17 protein-coding genes and 1 pseudogene are annotated in these 17,982 nt (G+C 68.5%); 4 read left to right on the top strand and 14 right to left on the bottom strand.

Annotated elements, in window-relative coordinates:
- Positions 1–605: pseudogene (locus tag ARGLB_RS09055) on the bottom strand (glycoside hydrolase family 76 protein); the annotation flags it as partial.
- Between the two features lie 172 nt (positions 606–777).
- Between ARGLB_RS09055 and ARGLB_RS09050 the strand changes: the two are divergent.
- Complete coding sequence (locus ARGLB_RS09050; protein WP_003801374.1) at positions 778–1,596, top strand: SDR family NAD(P)-dependent oxidoreductase; 819 nt, start codon at positions 778–780, stop codon at positions 1,594–1,596.
- Between the two features lie 32 nt (positions 1,597–1,628).
- A complete protein-coding gene (locus ARGLB_RS09045) occupies positions 1,629–2,843 on the top strand; it encodes an acyl-CoA dehydrogenase family protein (protein WP_003801372.1) in 1,215 nt (404 codons plus the stop codon).
- A gap of 55 nt (positions 2,844–2,898) precedes the next feature.
- On the opposite strand, the gene ARGLB_RS09040 is transcribed toward ARGLB_RS09045, so the two are convergent.
- Complete coding sequence (locus ARGLB_RS09040; RefSeq protein WP_003801370.1) at positions 2,899–3,723, bottom strand: DUF1684 domain-containing protein; 825 nt, start codon at positions 3,721–3,723, stop codon at positions 2,899–2,901.
- A gap of 168 nt (positions 3,724–3,891) precedes the next feature.
- Between ARGLB_RS09040 and ppc the strand changes: the two genes are divergently transcribed.
- A complete protein-coding gene (gene ppc / locus ARGLB_RS09035; RefSeq protein ID WP_003801368.1) occupies positions 3,892–6,702 on the top strand; it encodes a phosphoenolpyruvate carboxylase in 2,811 nt (936 codons plus the stop codon).
- A gap of 234 nt (positions 6,703–6,936) precedes the next feature.
- Here ppc and ARGLB_RS09030 read toward each other — a convergent pair whose 3' ends face one another.
- From ARGLB_RS09030 to ARGLB_RS09020, 3 genes are read right to left on the bottom strand one after another with little or no spacing between them, the layout of a single operon-like run.
- Positions 6,937–7,695 (bottom strand): ABC transporter ATP-binding protein, encoded by a 759-nt coding sequence (locus ARGLB_RS09030; RefSeq protein ID WP_003801367.1) that lies wholly within the window; start codon positions 7,693–7,695, stop codon positions 6,937–6,939.
- A complete protein-coding gene (locus tag ARGLB_RS09025; RefSeq protein ID WP_083839624.1) occupies positions 7,688–8,824 on the bottom strand; it encodes a FecCD family ABC transporter permease in 1,137 nt (378 codons plus the stop codon). The genes ARGLB_RS09030 and ARGLB_RS09025 overlap by 8 nt, the downstream gene beginning before the upstream one ends.
- A complete protein-coding gene (locus ARGLB_RS09020) occupies positions 8,817–9,950 on the bottom strand; it encodes an ABC transporter substrate-binding protein (RefSeq protein WP_003801364.1) in 1,134 nt (377 codons plus the stop codon). Before ARGLB_RS09020 ends, ARGLB_RS09025 begins: the two co-directional genes overlap by 8 nt.
- Positions 9,951–10,099: 149 nt before the next feature.
- Between ARGLB_RS09020 and ARGLB_RS09015 the strand changes: the two genes are divergently transcribed.
- Positions 10,100–10,873 (top strand): DUF6390 family protein, encoded by a 774-nt coding sequence (locus tag ARGLB_RS09015; RefSeq protein WP_003801363.1) that lies wholly within the window; start codon positions 10,100–10,102, stop codon positions 10,871–10,873.
- 38 nt (positions 10,874–10,911) lie between these two features.
- Here the strand turns inward: ARGLB_RS09015 and ARGLB_RS09010 are convergent, their stop codons facing one another.
- From ARGLB_RS09010 to ARGLB_RS08975, 9 genes are read right to left on the bottom strand one after another with little or no spacing between them, the layout of a single operon-like run.
- Entirely contained in the window at positions 10,912–11,262 is a 351-nt protein-coding gene (locus ARGLB_RS09010) for a hypothetical protein (protein ID WP_003801361.1), read from the bottom strand.
- Positions 11,240–11,545, bottom strand: a complete 306-nt coding sequence (locus tag ARGLB_RS09005; protein ID WP_003801359.1) for a HypC/HybG/HupF family hydrogenase formation chaperone — start codon at positions 11,543–11,545, stop codon at positions 11,240–11,242. The genes ARGLB_RS09010 and ARGLB_RS09005 overlap by 23 nt, the downstream gene beginning before the upstream one ends.
- Positions 11,546–11,559: 14 nt before the next feature.
- Positions 11,560–12,141, bottom strand: coding sequence for a hydrogenase maturation protease (locus tag ARGLB_RS22745; RefSeq protein WP_003801357.1), 582 nt, complete (start codon positions 12,139–12,141; stop codon positions 11,560–11,562).
- Entirely contained in the window at positions 12,138–12,257 is a 120-nt protein-coding gene (locus ARGLB_RS24440; protein ID WP_085929192.1) for a DUF6893 family small protein, read from the bottom strand. The genes ARGLB_RS22745 and ARGLB_RS24440 overlap by 4 nt, the downstream gene beginning before the upstream one ends.
- Positions 12,254–13,654 (bottom strand): hypothetical protein, encoded by a 1,401-nt coding sequence (locus ARGLB_RS08995; RefSeq protein WP_003801354.1) that lies wholly within the window; start codon positions 13,652–13,654, stop codon positions 12,254–12,256. Before ARGLB_RS08995 ends, ARGLB_RS24440 begins: the two co-directional genes overlap by 4 nt.
- Positions 13,651–14,304, bottom strand: coding sequence for a DUF6084 family protein (locus ARGLB_RS08990; RefSeq protein WP_003801353.1), 654 nt, complete (start codon positions 14,302–14,304; stop codon positions 13,651–13,653). The genes ARGLB_RS08995 and ARGLB_RS08990 overlap by 4 nt, the downstream gene beginning before the upstream one ends.
- Positions 14,301–15,086 (bottom strand): DUF5947 family protein, encoded by a 786-nt coding sequence (locus ARGLB_RS08985; protein WP_003801351.1) that lies wholly within the window; start codon positions 15,084–15,086, stop codon positions 14,301–14,303. Before ARGLB_RS08985 ends, ARGLB_RS08990 begins: the two co-directional genes overlap by 4 nt.
- A 1-nt stretch (position 15,087) precedes the next feature.
- Positions 15,088–16,176: a NifU family protein gene (locus ARGLB_RS08980; RefSeq protein ID WP_003801349.1), complete on the bottom strand. Its 1,089-nt coding sequence runs from the start codon at positions 16,174–16,176 to the stop codon at positions 15,088–15,090.
- A 3-nt stretch (positions 16,177–16,179) separates the two neighbouring features.
- Positions 16,180–17,973 (bottom strand): nickel-dependent hydrogenase large subunit, encoded by a 1,794-nt coding sequence (locus ARGLB_RS08975; RefSeq protein ID WP_003801347.1) that lies wholly within the window; start codon positions 17,971–17,973, stop codon positions 16,180–16,182.
- Positions 17,974–17,982: the final 9 nt, after the last annotated feature.

Raw genomic sequence — 17,982 nt, 5'->3', positions numbered from 1 at the left:
TTGGTGGTGTTGCCCGTGCGTGCGTAGTAGAGCGCAACCGGTGCCGTGGCGGGGGTGTTCTTGAAGTCCCGCTTGGTGCTCCAGAATGTGCCGCCGCCCAGGTCGTCGGTGGACGCCGAGTCGAACTGCAGCGTCAGGCTCTTGCGGATTCTCTCCTGCCGCCGGGGACTGGGCCTGCGGCTCTCGTCGGCCAGCCGCTCCAGCCGGAGCGTGGACAGGGCCAGCCAGGCCATGTCGTCGTAGTAGTGGTTGACGAACGTCAGGAAATTCCGCAGCCGGATGCCGGTGACCAGCCTCGACGCGAGCTGGCCGGCGCTGGGGCGGGCATCGCCGTCGAACTTTTCCGGCGGGCGCCCCGCCCTCCCAAGTTCGCGAAAGCCCGCGTCCACCAGGCAGTCCAGGTAATGCGCCTGCCACCAGTAGTGCCAGGGGCGGCGGAGGTTCTCGATGCGGCCGGACGGCCGGGCGGTGGCGGCGATGTGTGTCCCGGGCAGGAAGAACAGCCGCTGGCCGAACAGGTGCGTAACCGACCGTGCAGCGTCGTCGGCCCGCTCTGCCCAGGCCGTCGCGGAGGTGGGGGCGGCGTCAGCATCTGGCTGGGTCATACGGCCAGCCTAGCGAACTGCCGGGCCGGCGGCCGTGCGGGAGGGGCGGGGCGGTCTGGTGCACCCTGCGCCGCGGGATGCATCCGCCGCTCATTTCAGTTAACATTCACTAACTAATGTTCGCGGCCGGGATCCGGATCCGCATCGACCGGTTCCGCATCAAGGAGGATGTATGGAAATCGAGGGTTCCGTCGCGCTCATCACGGGCGGTGCATCCGGCCTCGGCGCCGCCACGGCCCGGCGGCTGTTCGACGCCGGCGCTTCGGTAGTGCTCGCTGACCTCGGCTCCTCGGCCGGTGCCGCCTACGCCGACGAGCTGAACGCGGCCGGCCCGCAGAGCCTCGCGGGCCATCAGCCGGCAGCCCCCAAAGCGGTTTTCATTCCCGCGGACGTGACCAGCGAGGAGCAGGTGCAGGCCGCCGTCGACGCCGCCGTCGGGCTGGGACCGCTGCGGATCGTCGTGAACTGCGCCGGCATCGCCACGCCAGGCAAGGTCCTGGGGCGCGACGGTGTGCTGCCGCTGGAGACTTTCCAGCGCGTCATCCAGATCAACCTGGTGGGGACCTTCAACGTGGTCCGGCTGGCCGCCGCCGCGATGGCCGCCACCGAGCCTGCAGCGACCGGGCTCGGCGGGGAGGAGCGCGGAGTCATCATCAACACCGCCTCGGTGGCCGCATTCGACGGACAGATCGGCCAGCCTGCCTACGCCGCGTCCAAGGGCGGCGTGGCCGCCATGACCCTGCCGCTGGCCCGTGAGCTGGCCCGGTCCCTCATCCGTGTGGTGACGATCGCACCCGGGCTTTTCGAAACCCCGATGATGGCGGGGCTGCCCCAGGATGCCCAGGAGTCACTGGGCCGGCAGGTGCCGCACCCGTCCCGTCTGGGCCGGCCCGCCGAGTACGCCAACCTCGCCGCGCACATCGTGGAGAACGCCATGCTCAACGGCGAGACCATCCGCCTCGACGGCGCCATCCGGATGGGCCCGAAGTGAGCGGCACCCAACTAAGCAGTCCCGGGGCCTCGATGCCCGCCGTCGACACCCTGCCCGCCGCCGACTTTTTCGGCTACGAGTCCCTGCTCAGCGCCGCCGAGCGGCGGAAGCTGGGCGAGCTGCGGGAGTTCCTGGCCGCGGAGATCGCGCCGTTCGCGGGGGACTGGTGGAACAAGGCCGAATTTCCGGCGCACATCCTCCCCAAGCTGGCCGCGCTGGAGCTGAGCACGCCGGCACAGCGCGGCTACAGCCATCTGTTCGCCGGGCTGGTGATCGCGGAGATGACGCGGGTGGACACCTCGATCGCCACGTTTTTCCTGGTCCACCACGACCTTTTCGTCGAGTCGCTCTACCGCTTCGGCTCCGAGGACCAGCGCAGCCGGTACCTCGACGACGCCTCCAACCTCAGGACGACGGGAGCCTTTGCGCTGACCGAACCGGATCACGGCTCCGACGTCGCCGGCGGCATGGAGACGCGGGCGCGCCGGATATCGGGCCGTACCGGAGAAGCCGACGCCGGCGGGGACAGCTGGGTGCTGAACGGCGCCAAGCGGTGGATCGGCAACGGGACGTTCTGCGACTTCATGCTGGTGTGGGCGCGGGATGAAGCCGACGGAGCGGTCCGCGGCTTCATTGTGGACGCTTCGTTGCCGGGAGTGGGCCGGAGCCGGATCGAGAACAAGATCGCGCTCCGCACGGTGCAGAACGCGGACATCGTTTTCGAGGATGTCCGGGTGGCCGAGGCCGACCGCTTCGCCGGCATCGGCAGTTTCGATGACACCAATGAGCTGCTCCGCGGCTCACGTATCATGGTGGCGTGGCAGGCGGTGGGGCAGCAGCTGGCCGCGTTCGACGTCGCCCGGCAGTACGCCGTCGAACGCCAGCAGTTCGGCCGTCCGCTGGCGAGGTTCCAGCTCATCCAGCAGCAGCTGGTGTCCATGCTGGGCAACGCCATGGCGAGCATGGGCATGATGGTCCGGATCGCGCAGTTGCAGGAGCATTCGCAGTTGCAGGAACAGGGTGCCGGGATGGCGCAGGTGGCGCTGGCCAAGTCCTACACGTCGGCGAGGATGCGCGAAACCGTGGCGATGGGCCGGTCCATCCTGGGCGGCAACGGCATCGTCACGGACTACCGGATGGCCAAGATCTTCGCCGACGCGGAAGCCATTTACACCTACGAGGGCTCGTACGAGATCAACACGCTGATCGTGGGCCGCGCCGTCACGGGCGTCTCCGCGATAACCTGACGCTTCCGCGGCTGGCCCCCGCAACGACGGGTGGGGTTTAAGGATCCGTGCGCGCTCAGTCGGCGAGGGCGGGCTGCTTCTCCCCGGCTTCGATCCGGGCGTCGAGGCTGTTGTTCTTCACCGGCATGGGGCAGGTGCCGTACGGCGTAAAGGCACTGGGATAGTTGATGGCGCGGTTGAAGTCCAGAACCACGGAGCCGTCCGGCCGGGGACGCGCGGTGGACACCTTGCGCCACTCGTCGGTCAATTCGCCGTTGGTTTCGTCGTGGAACGTGACCGTCAGGGCACCGAGCTTCTCTTCTTCAGCATGAAGCCGGTACTCGTGGTCCTTGCCGGGCAGCCGGAAGACCAGTTCCCCGACGCTGCGGTGAACCCCGTCCACCAGCGGGTTCGCGGTTGCAATCGGAACGTCCTCCGGCTCGGGGAACGCCTCAAACCGTGCTTCAACCACCAAGTCGGGCCGGTAATCGAAGGTGGGCACGCCGTCGAACGCGGTGAACACCGGCGACTTCGAATCGCGGGTGCGGACCGCGTATCTGTCCGCGCGCACCGCTAGCTCCACCACTACCTGTTTGCCGTCCACGCCGCCGAACTGTACCCACATGAGCGACTCCTCGTTGGCGAGCACTGCCGTGATCGTCCCGTCCACCGGCTCCCCGGTTTCCACGAGCGTCAGCCCGTCGGACGCCGCGGCGGTGAGCGTCGCCGTCGTGCCGTCCGCTGACCACAGCCCGGGGACGAGGTCGACGGCGGCCGGCTCGCTTTCGAGCCACTGAAACGACGTGAGTGTGAGCCAGCCGTGGTCGGCCGCGAGGGCGGTATTGCGGCCTTTGCGGAAGCGGAGCCAGCGCTCCAGCTGGGCGTCTGCTGCGGTGCTCATGGGTCCTCCATACAGCGACCGGCGGTTCGGGTTCAAGGGCGCGACAACATCTGAGACATATTCCCGGCTCCGGCCTGCTGCGGGTAACATCCCATAGGAACAGTAACCCGGCTCACAGTATCCAGCGCAGTGTACGAGCCAAAGTCGAACACTCGAAAGATAGTTTCCATGGCTGACACTGCAATGAATTCAGAAACAGATCTCGCCGCCGAACTCCGCGCCGATGTGCGCCGCGTTTCCACCCTGCTGGGTGAATCGCTGGTCCGCCAGCACGGACCCGAACTCCTTGACCTCGTGGAGCAGGTGCGTCTGCTCACCAAGGAATCCAAGGAAGCTGCCCGGGGCGGCGCGCACGCCACGGGTCCGTGGAGCGCGCACGACGTCGTTGCCCAGGTCCGCGAGCTGCTCGCCTCCCTGCCGCTCGAGCAGGCGACCGACCTGGTCCGCGCCTTCGCCTTTTACTTCCACCTCGCCAACGCCGCCGAGCAGGTCCACCGGGTCCGCCGGCTGCGCACCCGGCAGGAGAAGGACGGCTGGCTGGCCAAGGCCGTCGAGGACATCGCGGGGCAGGCCGGCCCGGCGGTGCTGCAGGAAGTCGTCAACGAACTGGATGTGCGGCCGATCTTCACTGCGCACCCCACCGAAGCCTCCCGCCGTTCCGTGCTGGACAAGATCCGCAAGCTCTCGGATGTCCTGGCCCAGCCCACCGAGGAGGGCACCAGCGCCCGGCGCCGGCAGGACCGCCAGCTGTCGGAGATGATCGACCAGATGTGGCAGACGGACGAGCTGCGCCAGGTCCGGCCAACTCCCGTGGACGAGGCCCGCAACGCCATCTACTACCTCAACAGCATCCTGACGGACGCGCTGCCGGAGATGCTCACCGATTTCTCGGAACTCCTCGGCGAGCACGGTGTTGCGCTGCCGGCCCACAACGCCCCGATCCGGTTTGGCTCCTGGATCGGCGGTGACCGCGACGGCAACCCGAACGTCACCGCGGCGGTGACCCATGAGATCCTGCAGCTCCAGAACCAGAACGCCGTGCGGATCAGCATCGCCATGATCGACGAGCTCATCTCGATCCTGTCCAACTCCACAGCCCTCGCGGGCGCCGACCAGGCGCTGCTCGATTCGATCGACGCCGACCTCGCGAAGCTGCCCGGACTGGACCGCCGCATCCTGGAACTCAACGCCCAGGAGCCCTACCGGCTGAAGCTGACCTGCGTCAAGGCCAAGCTTATTAACACCGGCAAGAGGGTCGCCGCAGGCTCCGCTCACCAGCCCGGCCGCGACTACACGTCCACCGAGGAACTCATCTCCGAGCTGGAGCTCCTGGAACTCTCGCTGCGCAACCACTCGGCGTCCCTCGCCGCGGACGGCGCGCTGGCCCGTGTGCGCCGGGCCATCGCCTCCTTTGGTCTCCACCTCGCCACGCTCGACATCCGTGAGCACGCAGACCATCACCATGACGCCGTCGGGCAGCTCATGGACCGCCTCGGTGGTCCCGGCATCCGGTATGCCGAGCTGACCCGGGGCGAGCGCCTCGAGGTCCTGAGCGCGGAGCTCGCCTCCCGCCGTCCGCTGTCCGGCCACCCGATCAGGCTCGACGGCGCCGCTGACGGAACGTACGACGTCTTCCGGGAGATCCGCCGTGCCCTGCGCACGTACGGCCCGGACGTCATCGAGACCTACATCATCTCCATGACCCGCGGCGCCGACGACGTCCTGGCCGCAGCGGTGCTGGCGCGCGAGGCCGGCCTGGTCAGCCTCTTCGGCGATGCGCCGTACGCCAAGATCGGCTTCGCGCCGCTGCTGGAAACGGTTGAGGAGCTGCGGGCCTCGGCGGAAATCGTGGACGAGCTGCTGTCCGACCCGTCCTACCGCGAACTGGTCCGGCTGCGCGGGGACGTCCAGGAAGTCATGCTCGGCTACTCGGACTCCAACAAGGAATCCGGCGTGATGACCAGCCAGTGGGAAATCCACAAGACCCAGCGCAAGCTGCGCGACATCGCCGCCAAGCACGGCGTCCGGGTGCGCCTGTTCCACGGCCGCGGCGGTTCAGTGGGCCGCGGCGGCGGACCCACCTACGACGCCATCATGGCGCAGCCCAACGGCGTCCTCGAGGGCGAAATCAAGTTCACCGAACAGGGCGAGGTCATCTCGGACAAGTACTCCCTCCCGGAACTTGCCCGTGAAAACCTGGAGCTGTCGCTGGCGGCCGTGCTGCAGGGGTCCGCGCTGCACCGCACGCCGCGCACGTCCGATGATCAGCGGGAGCGGTTCGGGCACGTCATGGAGACCATCTCCGACGCCGCTTTTGCCCGCTACCGCAGCCTTATCGACCACCCGGACCTGCCCGCGTACTTCCTGGCCTCGACGCCGGTGGAGCAGCTCGGTTCGCTGAACATCGGCTCCCGCCCGTCGAAGCGCCCGGACTCCGGTGCGGGACTGGGCGGCCTGCGCGCCATCCCGTGGGTGTTCGGCTGGACCCAGTCGCGGCAGATCGTGCCGGGCTGGTTCGGCGTCGGCTCCGGGCTGAAGGCGGCACGTGAAGCAGGCAACTCGGCCCAGCTCGTGGAGATGATGCACGGCTGGCACTTCTTCCGCTCGGTGCTCTCCAACGTGGAGATGACCCTGGCCAAGACGGACATGGAGATCGCGGGTTACTACGTTGACACCCTGGTCCCGGCGGAACTGCACCACCTTTTCCGCGCCATCCGTGACGAGTACGAACTCACCGTCGCCGAGATCCAGAACCTCACCGGCGAGACCGTGCTCCTGGATGCCCAGCCCACGCTCAAGCGGTCGCTGGAAATCCGCGACCAGTACCTCGACCCGATCAGCTACCTCCAGGTGGAACTGCTCCGCCGCGTGCGTGCAGAGGGTGCCGGCATTTCCGGCGGCGAGATCGACGAGCGCCTGCAGCGAGCCATGCTCATCACCGTCAACGGCGTAGCAGCAGGCCTCCGCAACACCGGGTAGCCCGCTCAGGCGCCGGACGCGTCCTCACTTTTGGTCGCCTCATTCCAAACGCTTCCTCACGTTTGGTCGGGTTTTTCCAAACGCTTCCTCACTTCTCGTCGGTTCATTCCAAACGCTTACTCACTCTGTGCGGAAGCGTTTGGCCTGGGGCGACGGGATCTGAGGGAGCGTTGGTGGAATTGGTGCGAAAAGTGAGGGAGCGTTGGTGGAATTGGTGCGAAAAGTGAGGGAGCGTCAACTGCCGTAGTGCACCACGATGGTCCGGCGGGGCGTGCTGCTGGGGAAGCCGTCGCCGTCGTCGGAGTAGGCCACGGTGCTCACGCGCACACCGTAGAGGGCTGACAGCTGGGCGTCGGTGAGGAGTTCCGCTGCCGAGCCGGTCCGCACACCGGAGCGGCCCAGCAGGACTACGCGGTCGGCCAGGTGCAGGGCGTGGTCGGGATGGTGGGTGCTCAGGAGCAGGGCCATTCCGTCCGCCATCAGTTCACGCAACAGCGTCAGGACGCGGGCCTGGTTCTTGAGGTCCAGGCCGGTGGCGGGCTCGTCCAGCACCAGGACCGGCGAGCCGGCAGCAATGGCCCGGGCGATCAGGATCAATTGCTGCTCGCCGCCGCTGAGGGTGGGGAAACGCCGGTCCCGCAGCCCAGCCGCGCCTACCCGTTCCATCGCCTCCAGCGCTGCCTCATGGTCGGAAGACCCGGGTGTCCGGAACACTCCAACGTGCCGGGCGCGCCCCATCAGGACCATGTCCAGTGCCCGGTAGGCAAAGGCGCTGCCGTGCGCCTGCGGGACGTAGCCGGCGCTTTCGCTGAGCCGGACCGTTCCCTCCTGCGGGTCCAGCAGTCCCGCGGCACAGCGCACCAGCGTGGTCTTGCCGCTGCCGTTCGGGCCCAGCACGGCGGTGGCGGTTCCCGGCGGCACGCGGAAGCTGACGCCGCGGAACACCCAGTCCCGGGGCGAGTAGCCGAAGCCCACGCCGTCGAGTTCAAGCACTGTCCCAGACCTTCTCGCGGTTCCGGCGCAGGAGCAGGAAAAACACGGGTGCGCCGATCAGGGCCGTAAGGACGCCGAGCGGGATCTCGCCTGCGGTGGCTGTGCGGGCGATGGTGTCCACCAGGACGATGTAGGCGCCACCCAGCAGGAAGGACACGGGCAGGAGGACGCGGTGGTCGGGGCCCACCCACATCCGGGCAAGGTGGGGGATCACCAGGCCAACCCAGCTGACGGCGCCGCTGACCGCCACAGCCCCTGCCACGATCAGCGCCACGGACACGAGCACCACCCACCGGAGCGGACGCGGCCGCACCCCCAGCGCCGCCGCGTCCTCGTCGCCGAGTGACAGCACGTTGATCCGCCAGCGCAGGGCCACGAGGACGGCGGCTCCACCGAGGACGGGGATGAGGGCCACCGCGACTTTGGTGAAGGTGGCTGTGGACACGCTGCCGAGCAGCCAGAAGACGATGGCGGGCAGCGTGGTGTTGGGGTCGGCGATGTAGGTCACCAGGGCAACCAGGGCGGAGAAGAAGGACCCCGTCACCACGCCGCCGAGCACGATCTTGAGCATCGGCGTCCCTGCACGGCCCGAGGTGATCAGGAACAGGGTTCCGAGGGCCAGCAGGCCGCAGGCAAAGGAGCCGCCCACTAGGAGGAACGGCCCCAGACCGAGCAGCAGCGCCAGGGCACCGCCGAAGGATGCGCCGGCGGAGACACCGATGATTTCGGGGCTGACCAGGGGGTTGCGGAATATGGCCTGCAGCGCGGCGCCGCCGATGGCCAGGCCCCCGCCCACCAGAAGAGCGAGCAGTACCCGGGGCAGCCGGACCAGCAGCACCACATTTTGTTCGGTGGCGCTGGCCTGGACCGGGACCGGCGCGATTTGTGCGGTCAGGATCTGGACCACGTGGTCCAGCGGCACGCTGTAGCGCCCCACCGCCAGTGCCAGCACCGCCACGACGGCCAGGAAGCAGGCAGTAAGGGCAACGGGAACGACGACGGCGGTTTCCCGCCGTCGTGCCGTCGCCTTTCGGTCCACCGTCCCGGCCGGGGCAGAAGCCGGGCCTGCCCGGGGCAGTGCTGGCCGCACCCGCTTCCGCAACCGTGGAGCGCCGGCCCCATCAAGCATTGAACTGACGGTAGTTGGCGGACTGCCCGTTCTCCGCGGTCCGGAGAATCTTGTCCAGTTCAGCCTTCGTGAGCTCGTGGTTGTACAGGAACCTGAAGTATTCGGCCGCCTTGTCCCGCACCAACGACCTCTGCTGCGGGAAGGCGATGTCGCCCAGCCAGTGCCACATCAGCGGAGACTCCTGCCCGGGCGGATCCCAGCGGTAGCCGCCCAGCGGGACCTTGTACACACGCTTCGAACGGACCGCGGACACGGTTTGCCACACCGGGTCCGAGTAGATGTCCTGTGGCATGGCGGCGTCGAAGTTGCCCAGCAGGATAACCTCGGGGTCCCAGCGCAGCACCTGCTCAATGTCCACACCCACCATGCCGGGACCGGTCAGCGGATCCTTGCCGGTTGGCGGGTTCGAACCGCCCACCAGCTTGATGTAGAAGTCGTTGTAGCTGTTGGCGCCGGCAACCTTGAGCCCGCCGGTGAAGCGGTTGAAGTACAGGATGCTCGGACCCTGGGAAGCCCGCCCGGATGCCAGTGCCTTGACCTCGGCGAGCTCCCGGTCGCTGCGGGTCTTAAGCTCGGTGGCACGTTCCGGCTTGCCGAGCATGGCGGCAAACATGGCCACCCAGGCGTCCACGTCCTCCTGCGTTCCGGAGTTTTTCAGCCCCAGAACCTGGAGGCCGGCCTTCTCCAGGGGCTCGATGAGCTGCGCGTCCGACCACTGGACCACCACGTCCGGGTTGAGGGCCCGGATGCTCTCAACGTTGGCGGTGAAGTCCTGGGTGGCGATGTCGTGCGGGAGGTCCAGGGCCGCGGGAAACATGGCGCCCATGATGCCGTCGCGCATGGCCACCCAGGAGGCGTTGTGCATGGCAGCGAGATGGTCCGCGCTGCGGTCGACAGCCACCAGCAGGGACGCCGACGGCATCGGGATGGTCACCACCCGCGCCACCGGCCGGGCAAAGGTCAGGGTCCGGCCGCGCTGGTCCGTGAGGCTGATGCTGTTGGTGCTGCCCGCAGGGGACGACGGCGGGGCGTTGCCGGATGCGCCGCATCCGGCCAGCACGGCGGCCGAGCCGCCTGCAATGAACACCTGTAGGGCGGTGCGGCGGTTTAGGTCTGCAGCTGTCATCGTTGACTCCCTGCGCGTGGGTCTTCAAAGCATCCGCTTCAGGGGCAGGGCTGTCAACGCCTCTCCGGTGTCCTGTAAAGAGCCGGTCCCTTGTCCGCGCCATAGGCCGGTGCTACTTTCAGAAGACGCTCGCAGAAGGTGGCCACGGGATGGTTATCGATGGTGCCCAGTTGTTTGTCCGCTATGCCTATCCGCCCAATTCACGCGGGAGCTGTGGGCCGCCGGACAGTGACGCCCTGCTGCATTATGGGCAGTCCGGCGTCACGGACCCGGGCCTCCGGGAGCTGGCCAAAGGCTTTGCCGGAGCCTGGCCCTACCTTGAACTGATCGCGGGGACCCACGGCATTGCCGATCCGTTGGACGCACGGGTGGTGGAGGCCTATTGGGTGGGCAACAGCCTGCTTGATTCCGTCGGCATCACGAACATCGGCAACTCGATGGAGGACAGGTTTCGGGCCCGCACCGGACGGCAGTTCCCGCATTTGGTGGAAGGCGTGCTAGCCGGCGGGGTCCCGCACCACAGTTTCCACGTGTTCGAGATCTACCCGTGGCTGGGCCTGCTCCGCGACGAACGCCGGCATGCCACCGCGCTGAACGTGCTGGACAGGTGCCGAATCCGCTGGGGGCAGGTGCTCGCGATCACCGGGGACGACGCCGTCGTGCGGTCCCGGCCGCTGGTCTGGGACGGCACGGCCCTGGACATCGGCGAACCGGTGGTGGAGTCGGCCAAGTTCGCCGTGAACGGAACCGGATTCGTGGAAGGACTGGCCGTGGGCGACGTCGTCTCACTGCACTGGGACTGGGTGTGTGACCGCCTCTCGGCGCACCAGCTCCAGCAGCTGAAGCACTTTACGGCGCGCCACCTCCGGATCGCCAACAGCGGCGTCGAGCACCGCGGCGCGGCCATAGCGCTTGAACACTAGCCCCGAGCACGAGCCCCGGGCACGAGCCCTGCGATTGCCTATGGCGACTGCGGCGCCGCGCCGTCGGGATGGTCGGGGCTCTTGATGGCGGTGGCATCGCGGGCGGACGACTCGCCGGCCGGCCTGCCGGCAGGAGTATCGTCGGATCCCGTGTGCTCGCGCCCAGGCTCGGAGCCCTCCTCCTTGATGACGTCCTCGCCCCTGCGGGTGGTGCTGACGCCGACGTCGTCGGGAGCCGGTGCCGCGTCCTCCGGGGTTTCGTCCGCTCCGGGCTGGGCGGGTTCCTTCAGCGGCGGTTCACTGCCGAAGGCCCGCGCCGTACCTGGTGCGGTGCCCTGCGGGGTGCCCTGGTCCTTGCCGTCGGAATCAGGCTGGTTCGTGGGTGACATGCTGCCCTCCTTGGGGTGGTTGTGCCGGCTGGGTTCCGGGCCCGCTGTCCGCCGGGCGGCCCATCAGTTCCAGTCCGTCCATGGCCTGTGCTGCGCCCGCGGCGTCCACGCGTTCCAGCGCGAAACCCATGTGGATCAGGACCCATGTCCCGGGTTCGAGAGGGCCCTCATCCAGTAGCCCGATGTTGATCTTCCGCTGCACTCCGGCCACGTCGACGAGCGCGAGCTGGCCGCCGTAGCCCTCGAGGAGTTCGACGACCCTGCCGGGTATTCCGAGGCACATGTACGGACACCGCCCTAACTTGCAGTGGAGGAGTTTGGAATAGGGGACTGCTGGCCCAGCAGGGACCCGACGGCGGCAGCCGCCTTGGGCACGGCCGCAGCCACCGCGGGCGAGAGACCGATGCCCTCGGACAGGTCGGCGGGGACACAGCCCACCACATACGTGGCAGGAAGGCTGCCGCCCATGGACCGAAGCCGGCCCAACACGGCCGCCGGGTCCATGCCATGGGGATCGAGCACGGCCCTGCCGTCGAGGTCCGCCGCGCTGACGTGCAGCACGCGGATGCTGCCGGGGGCGGAGTTCACCTCCGCGGGCACAGTGTCCACCAAGACCAGGACGTCGACGCCGGCCAGCAGGTCGTAGGCCAGGTGCATGCCGCGGATGCCGTAGTCCACCACCCGGACGCCCGGCTCCAGCGGCTGCCGGTGGGCGGCGAGGTGCCGCGCCACCTCGGGACCGAAACCGTCATCGTGCAGGAACAAGTTCCCGACGCCGGCCACGAGGACGCCGCCGGTGCGCTCGCCGGAGGCGCGCTCGCCGGAACCCTGCCGGACGGAACCCTGCGGCGCCGTCCCTGCACTGCCGGCGGCGGTCACATCCGCCGCACTTTCATGTACCGGCGGATGTCCGGAACTGCGCGGATCCCGACGTAGACGCCCCAGAGGGCCATCGCTGCCAGCACCGAAACAGTGGCCATTCCTATTGCCTTCATTGCGGGTTTTCCTTTCCCTCCAGCGGTTCCAGCTCGTCGGGCGCGTAGTAGAAGGACCGGCCGTAGCCCTCATGGAGATCGGCCGCCGGATCCTGCTCCAGGACGAGCCCGACGTGGGTGCCGCCGTCGACGTCGAAATGCACGCTGGTGACCCGGCCGGTCTGTCCGCCGAAGAACAGGTCCTGGGCGTCGGCGCGCCGCTTCGGGTGCACCCTCACCCGGCTGCCGCGGGCCACCGCCACACCATTGATCACGACGGCGTCCTCGTCCGGCCGGATGCTGGCTTCCGCCTCAGGATTCCACCAGGGAACGTCCTGGCCGGCCGTGCTCCATGCTTCGGCGGGATCCGCGGCGAACGCGTGCGGGTTCCGCAGAGTGCCGTGCAGTTGCTGGAGGTCCTCCGGGGACATCGCCTCGCAGCGGTCGATGACGGCGGCGGCCCGCGGATCCGTGGCCCGCGCCTCGGCCTTTTCCTCGTCGGTCAGCGTCAGCACCCGCAGCGTGAGGATCTCGTCGATCTCGGTGGAGTCGTACAGCGCCACCGAACTTTCCGGGGCGACGGCGGGATGGTCGTACAGGATGATGGGCGAGATCAGCAGCACGTCGGTCTGGCCTTCGGGGCCTGCCAGCACGGGCCAGCAGCGGTGCTGGGAGCACAGCCCGGCTGCGGGCTGTGCCCACGGCGGCGGGTCCAGCAGCGAGACGAAGTCCCCGTCCCGCACGCAGAGCAACACGTGTGCGCCGATGAAGGAGACCGCGGTGGCGTCCTGCCGGTTCCCGGCAGGCAGCGGACGGGCCGGCAGGGTATGGGCCGGCAGAGGACCTGCCGTGTTGGCCGCGGTGACGCTGAGCCGCAGCAGCCCGTTGGCGTCTTCGGCGGCGCTGAGCCGCAGTTCGCCGCGGAGGGCCCGACGGCGGCGCACCAGTCTGCCGGCCCGCCTCCCGGCGTAGTCCTTCAGTTCCTCCACGTCGAATCCCTCCGGGACCTCCAGCGGCAGGACCAGTCCGGCCCGGAGCTGGGCCACGGAGAAGGGCCCGAACGCCGCTTCCTGTTCGACGGCCTCGTCCCAGCTCAGCCAGTTCGCACCGCCGGCGGCGAGGCTGTCCACGGGTGTGAACCCGCCGCCGTCGTCCGCTTTTTCTGCCGTGCGCGCCTGCAGCTGCAGAAAGCGGAAGTGGATTTCGAGCCCGGCCCGGGCTCCCGGGGCAAGCAGGCAGTCGGCGGACATGGACGGCTCCTCCCCGCTGCTGTCCTCGGCGGCCCCTGGCGGACCCAGGATCCCGAACTGCCACCGGGCCTGGTTCTTCTGGGCCGAAGCACGGTAGGGGTAGAGCAGGTAGCCCTCGTAGAGGACGGCGTCGGCGACGGCGCGGGCAAGGGCCAGGCTGGTGTTCATGGCAGTTCCCCGGACACGTCGGCGGTGGCCTGGGCGAGCAGCTTCTCCACCGCGGCCTCCCACGACGTGAGGCCCCGTGAGGACTTGTACCGGGCGAGTGCTGCCAGGACCTCCCGGTCCAGGCGGATCCACCCGGCGTTGGGGAAGTACTGGTCCATCAGGCTGCGCCAGGCAGCGACGGGCAGCCGGTAGGACGCCTCAAGGTCCCAGGGCACCTGTTCCACGGTGAACCCCGTCTGCCCCCTGGTGAAGACCGTGCCGGAGAACAGCAGCTCCAGCGGTATCTCGCCGTCATGCAGGGCATTCAGGTATTTGGCGGCGGCAACGTCGAAATCAAACGTGCAGGGCAGCGGCAGGTCAACCTCGGTGCTGCCCGTGAAACCCTGCACCATGGTGCTGCACTGCATCCAGACGAACGACTTCAGGGTAGTGGGCCAGCGCCCGCGATCGCCAAAGAGGTCCAGCAGTCCGGTCTCCTCCCCGGACGCGTAGCCGCGGCGCTGCGGCAGGATCCGGACCTGGCAGCGCAGCGCCACAGCGTGCACCACGGCACCCGTGCCCTCCGTCACCTGGAGCCTGGCTGTCAGCTGCGGGGCGGCGGCGTAGGGTTCGGGCCGGATCTCCAGCACAGCGAAGGAAAGTTCGGTCACCGGAAGCCTCCCGTGCCCGGCGCGCGGCTGCCCGACGCGCGGCTGCTGGATGCCGCGCCGCCTGATGCGGCGCTGGCGGATGCCTCGCCGGCGGGGTTTGCCGGCGCCGGAACGCTCCGGCGGCCAATCCGGTCGAAGAACGCGGTGAGCTCATCGCGTGCCTCCTGGCCGCCGTCGAACCCCCGCCAGAGGCGGCGCAGCCGGCCCACCAGCTCGTAGCAGGCGTCCACCGGAACGAGGTGGCAGTCCGCGGCGGCCCTGCCCGGACCCGGGCCGCGGATCAGCAGAGCCTCGGTGTCCGGCGCCGCGAGGCCGAGGGCAGGGTTGCGGGCCAGCACGCCGTCCCAGGCGGCGAGGGGCAGTTCCGATTCCGTGGCCCCGGCCGGACCCGGGTAGAACGCCACGGTGCGGCCGAGCCTGGAGCTGCGGAAGAAGAATGCCAGGCCCACCGGAATTTCCAGTTCGTCCCACTGCCCCGGGCCGATATCGAAGTCGGGGAAGGAGAGGTATCTGTCCGGCACCGAGCGGTAGCGCATGTGGGCGGTGGCATCGGTGAAGAGGAGGTAGCAGGGCCGGCAGGTGCACATCATCGCGTGGCTCTCCAGGTCCACCACGTGCTGGTGTGCGTCGGGAATCGGTTCGCCGCACATTTCGCAGCATTCCCCGGCGGCGGGAGCGGGCCGGTTCGCGGAAATCCGCCGCAGTAGGGCCACCGGCAAGGCGCCGCTGGCCCGGCCGGTTCCCGCGCCGCGCCCTGTACCTCCTCCGTTCTCCACGTTCATGTCAGCTGTCCTGTCCCGCGGCTGCCTGCAACGCCGGGGCTTGCGCCGCCGGGACCCCGACGCCGGCCGGCGTCACCAGCGGGAGTGCCTGTACCGGCGTCACCTCGGCCGGGGCTGCCGGTACCGGTGGAGCCGGCAACGGCGCGGACTGCACGGACACCGTCGGAACCGCCACGGACATGACTCCGTTCCGGACCAGCAGCGGCAGCGGCTCCAGGTGCAGGTCCTTGTCCTCGAGGCAGGCGCCGGCGCGCCTAACGTCGAAGTGGCCACGGCAGGTGGGGCAGCGCAGCAGGCCCCCGCCGACCGGTGCCGCGAGCGCGCGCTGCAGTACGGCGCCGGCCATAGAGCCGGTGCAGCGCGGGCAATAGTCCCGGTAGGCGTAGATGTCCTGACCGGTGCGGCAGGCCAGCACCGGATAGCCGCCGACCAGGAAACCCGCCACCTCGCCGGCTTCGAGCCCGGCGACCTCCGGAAGCGGCTCCCAGGTGCCGCCGGACATGTCGTGCCAGGATTCCGCGGGCGTTCCGCCCGCCGGATTGTTCACCCGGACCAGCAGCGAGTCCACCGGAATCAGCGCCGGTGCACCCGGCTGCTTTTCCGCCTCGACGACGTCGATGGCCGTCACTTCCGGGGCGGCGTTCTGGATGGCTTCCTCAACGGCGTACTTAAGGGTGACGGACGACGACGGGCACCCCTGGCAGGTGCCCAGCAGCTTGAGCCGCACCACGCCGTCGGGGCTGATGCCCTCCAGTTCCACGTCACCGCCGTGCGATCCCAGGTAGGGCCGGACGCTGTCCAGTGCCGCCGCCACCCGTGCCTCCATCGAATGGGGGTGCAGTCCGTGGATGACCAGGAGGCCGGCCACCAGGCTGTCAGCGGTCAGCGCTTCCAGCGTGGCGTCGTCGAGCTTTCCGTGGTCCTGCAGGATCTCCATGATCCGCTGCAGTCCGGCGCCGTAGAGGTCTGTCACCTGCCGGACCAGGTCCTCGGCCCGGCCGCGGGCCACCGCCCCGCCGGCGCCGAGGGCGTCGAGGAGTGTGCCGATCTGGTCGCCGTTCTGCAGCGGCGGCCGGTCCCCGCCGGGCATGGCCTACTCGCCGGTCAGGGTCTGGGTGGGGGAGTGCAGCATATCCAGCGTCTGCCCGTTGCCCAGGTACATGTGGACGCCGCACGGCAGGCAGGGGTCGAAGCTGCGGACGGTGCGCATGATGTCGATGCCCTTGAAATGCTCCCGGTCGTTCTCCTCGAAAATCGGCTGCCCCTGAACCGCGTCCTCATAGGGGCCGGCCACGCCGCTGGAGTCGGTGGGGCTGGCGTTCCAAGGGGTGGGCGGGTAGGGGTGGTAGTTGGCGATCTTGCCGTCGCGGATCACCATGTGGTGGGACAGGACCCCGCGGACCGCCTCGGTGAAACCGCAGCCGATGCCTTCATCCGGGACCTCGAAGGTTTCCCACGTCTTGGTGCGGCCGGCCCGGATTTCCTCGAGGGCCTTTTCCGCGAAGTGCAGCGCGGCCGCCGCGGCGTAGGCCTGGAAGTAGGTGCGGGCGCGGTTGCGTTCGAGCGTGTTGCTCCACTGCGGGATGTTCCACTCGAACGTGACGGGTCCCTTCAGCGCGGTTTTGGGCAGGTTGATCTGGACGCTCCTGCCGGTGGCCTTGAGGTAGCCGATGTCCACGAGTCCGGCGAGCGCCGTGGCCCAGAGCCGTGCCAGCGGGCCGCCGCCGGTGTCCAGGGCGAGGTTGTTCTCGCCGTCGAACCAGCGCGGGGACATGACCCAGCTGTACTTGTCCGAAAGGTCGCGCTTCTGAGGGCGCGGGTTGGTGTGCTGGTTCCAGGGATGCCTGCGGTCCACCGGGTTGCCCAGGGGGTCGTGGGTGACGAACATTTCCTGGTCTTCCCAGTCCTCGTAGTACGAGGAGCCCAGCATGATCCGCAGGCCCAGGTTGATGCGCACCAGGTCAGTGGTGACCAGCTTGCCGTCCACCACCACGCCCGGGGTGACGAACATCTTCCGGCCCCACTCGGTCATGTCCTTGTACTCGAAGTTGCAGTAGTCCGGGTCCTGCAGCGATCCCCAGCAGCCCAGCAGCGTGCGGCGCAGACCCACCTGCTCGTAGCCGGGCAGCGCCTCGTAGAAGAAATCGAACAGGTCGTCGTGCATCGGGACGACCTTCTTCATGAACTCGACGTAGCGCATCAGCCGGGTGAGGTAGTCCGTCATCAGCTGGATGGTGGCCACCGTCCCCACGCCGCCCGGATAGAGCGTGGAGGGGTGCACGTGGCGGCCCTCCATGAGACAGAACATCTCCCGGGTGGCGCGGCTGACCTGCAGCGCCTCCCGGTAGAACTCGCCGGTGAACGGATTCAGCGAGCGCATGATGTCGGCGATGGTCCGGTAGCCGTGGTCGGCCTCGTGCGGTGCCCTGGTGTTCTCGGCTTTGGCCAGGACGCCGGGGTTGGTTTCGGAGACCATCCTTTCGCAGTAGTCCACGCCGACGAGGTTCTCCTGGAAGATGTTGTGGTCGAACATGTACTCGGCGGCTTCGCCCAGGTTGACGATCCATTCGCCCAGGTTCGGCGGTTTGACGCCGTAGGCCATGTTTTGCGTGTAGCAGGAGCAGGTGGCGTGGTTGTCGCCGCAGATCCCGCAGATGCGGCTGGTGATGAAGTGGGCGTCCCTCGGGTCCTTGCCTTTCATGAACAGGGAGTAGCCACGGAAGATCGAGGACGTGCTCTTGCATTCCACGACTTGGTTGTTCTCGAAATCGATCTTGGTGTAGATGCCGAGGCTGCCAACGATCCTGGTGATGGGGTCCCAGTTCATCTCCACCAGGTTGTTGTTGCCCGTTCCGCCTCCGGAACCCATGGGAATTGTGGACGTCATTGTCTTCGC

Source organism: Arthrobacter globiformis NBRC 12137 (genome assembly GCF_000238915.1).
Lineage (GTDB): Bacteria > Actinomycetota > Actinomycetes > Actinomycetales > Micrococcaceae > Arthrobacter > Arthrobacter globiformis.
This window is presented reverse-complemented; position numbering and strand designations above follow the sequence as displayed.

What these genes read in the sequence shown, in the direction of transcription:
- ARGLB_RS09010 (WP_003801361.1), bottom strand. Translation starts at nt 11,262, where the DNA reads ATGTCACCCACGAACCAGCCTGATTCCGACGGCAAGGACCAGGGCACC.
- ppc (WP_003801368.1), top strand. Translation starts at nt 3,892, where the DNA reads ATGGCTGACACTGCAATGAATTCAGAAACAGATCTCGCCGCCGAACTC.
- ARGLB_RS08975 (WP_003801347.1), bottom strand. Translation starts at nt 17,973, where the DNA reads ATGACGTCCACAATTCCCATGGGTTCCGGAGGCGGAACGGGCAACAAC.
- ARGLB_RS09050 (WP_003801374.1), top strand. Translation starts at nt 778, where the DNA reads ATGGAAATCGAGGGTTCCGTCGCGCTCATCACGGGCGGTGCATCCGGC.
- ARGLB_RS09015 (WP_003801363.1), top strand. Translation starts at nt 10,100, where the DNA reads ATGGTTATCGATGGTGCCCAGTTGTTTGTCCGCTATGCCTATCCGCCC.
- ARGLB_RS08995 (WP_003801354.1), bottom strand. Translation starts at nt 13,654, where the DNA reads ATGAACACCAGCCTGGCCCTTGCCCGCGCCGTCGCCGACGCCGTCCTC.
- ARGLB_RS09025 (WP_083839624.1), bottom strand. Translation starts at nt 8,824, where the DNA reads ATGCTTGATGGGGCCGGCGCTCCACGGTTGCGGAAGCGGGTGCGGCCA.
- ARGLB_RS09045 (WP_003801372.1), top strand. Translation starts at nt 1,629, where the DNA reads ATGCCCGCCGTCGACACCCTGCCCGCCGCCGACTTTTTCGGCTACGAG.
- ARGLB_RS08985 (WP_003801351.1), bottom strand. Translation starts at nt 15,086, where the DNA reads ATGAACGTGGAGAACGGAGGAGGTACAGGGCGCGGCGCGGGAACCGGC.
- ARGLB_RS08980 (WP_003801349.1), bottom strand. Translation starts at nt 16,176, where the DNA reads ATGCCCGGCGGGGACCGGCCGCCGCTGCAGAACGGCGACCAGATCGGC.
- ARGLB_RS24440 (WP_085929192.1), bottom strand. Translation starts at nt 12,257, where the DNA reads ATGAAGGCAATAGGAATGGCCACTGTTTCGGTGCTGGCAGCGATGGCC.
- ARGLB_RS09005 (WP_003801359.1), bottom strand. Translation starts at nt 11,545, where the DNA reads ATGTGCCTCGGAATACCCGGCAGGGTCGTCGAACTCCTCGAGGGCTAC.
- ARGLB_RS09020 (WP_003801364.1), bottom strand. Translation starts at nt 9,950, where the DNA reads ATGACAGCTGCAGACCTAAACCGCCGCACCGCCCTACAGGTGTTCATT.
- ARGLB_RS09040 (WP_003801370.1), bottom strand. Translation starts at nt 3,723, where the DNA reads ATGAGCACCGCAGCAGACGCCCAGCTGGAGCGCTGGCTCCGCTTCCGC.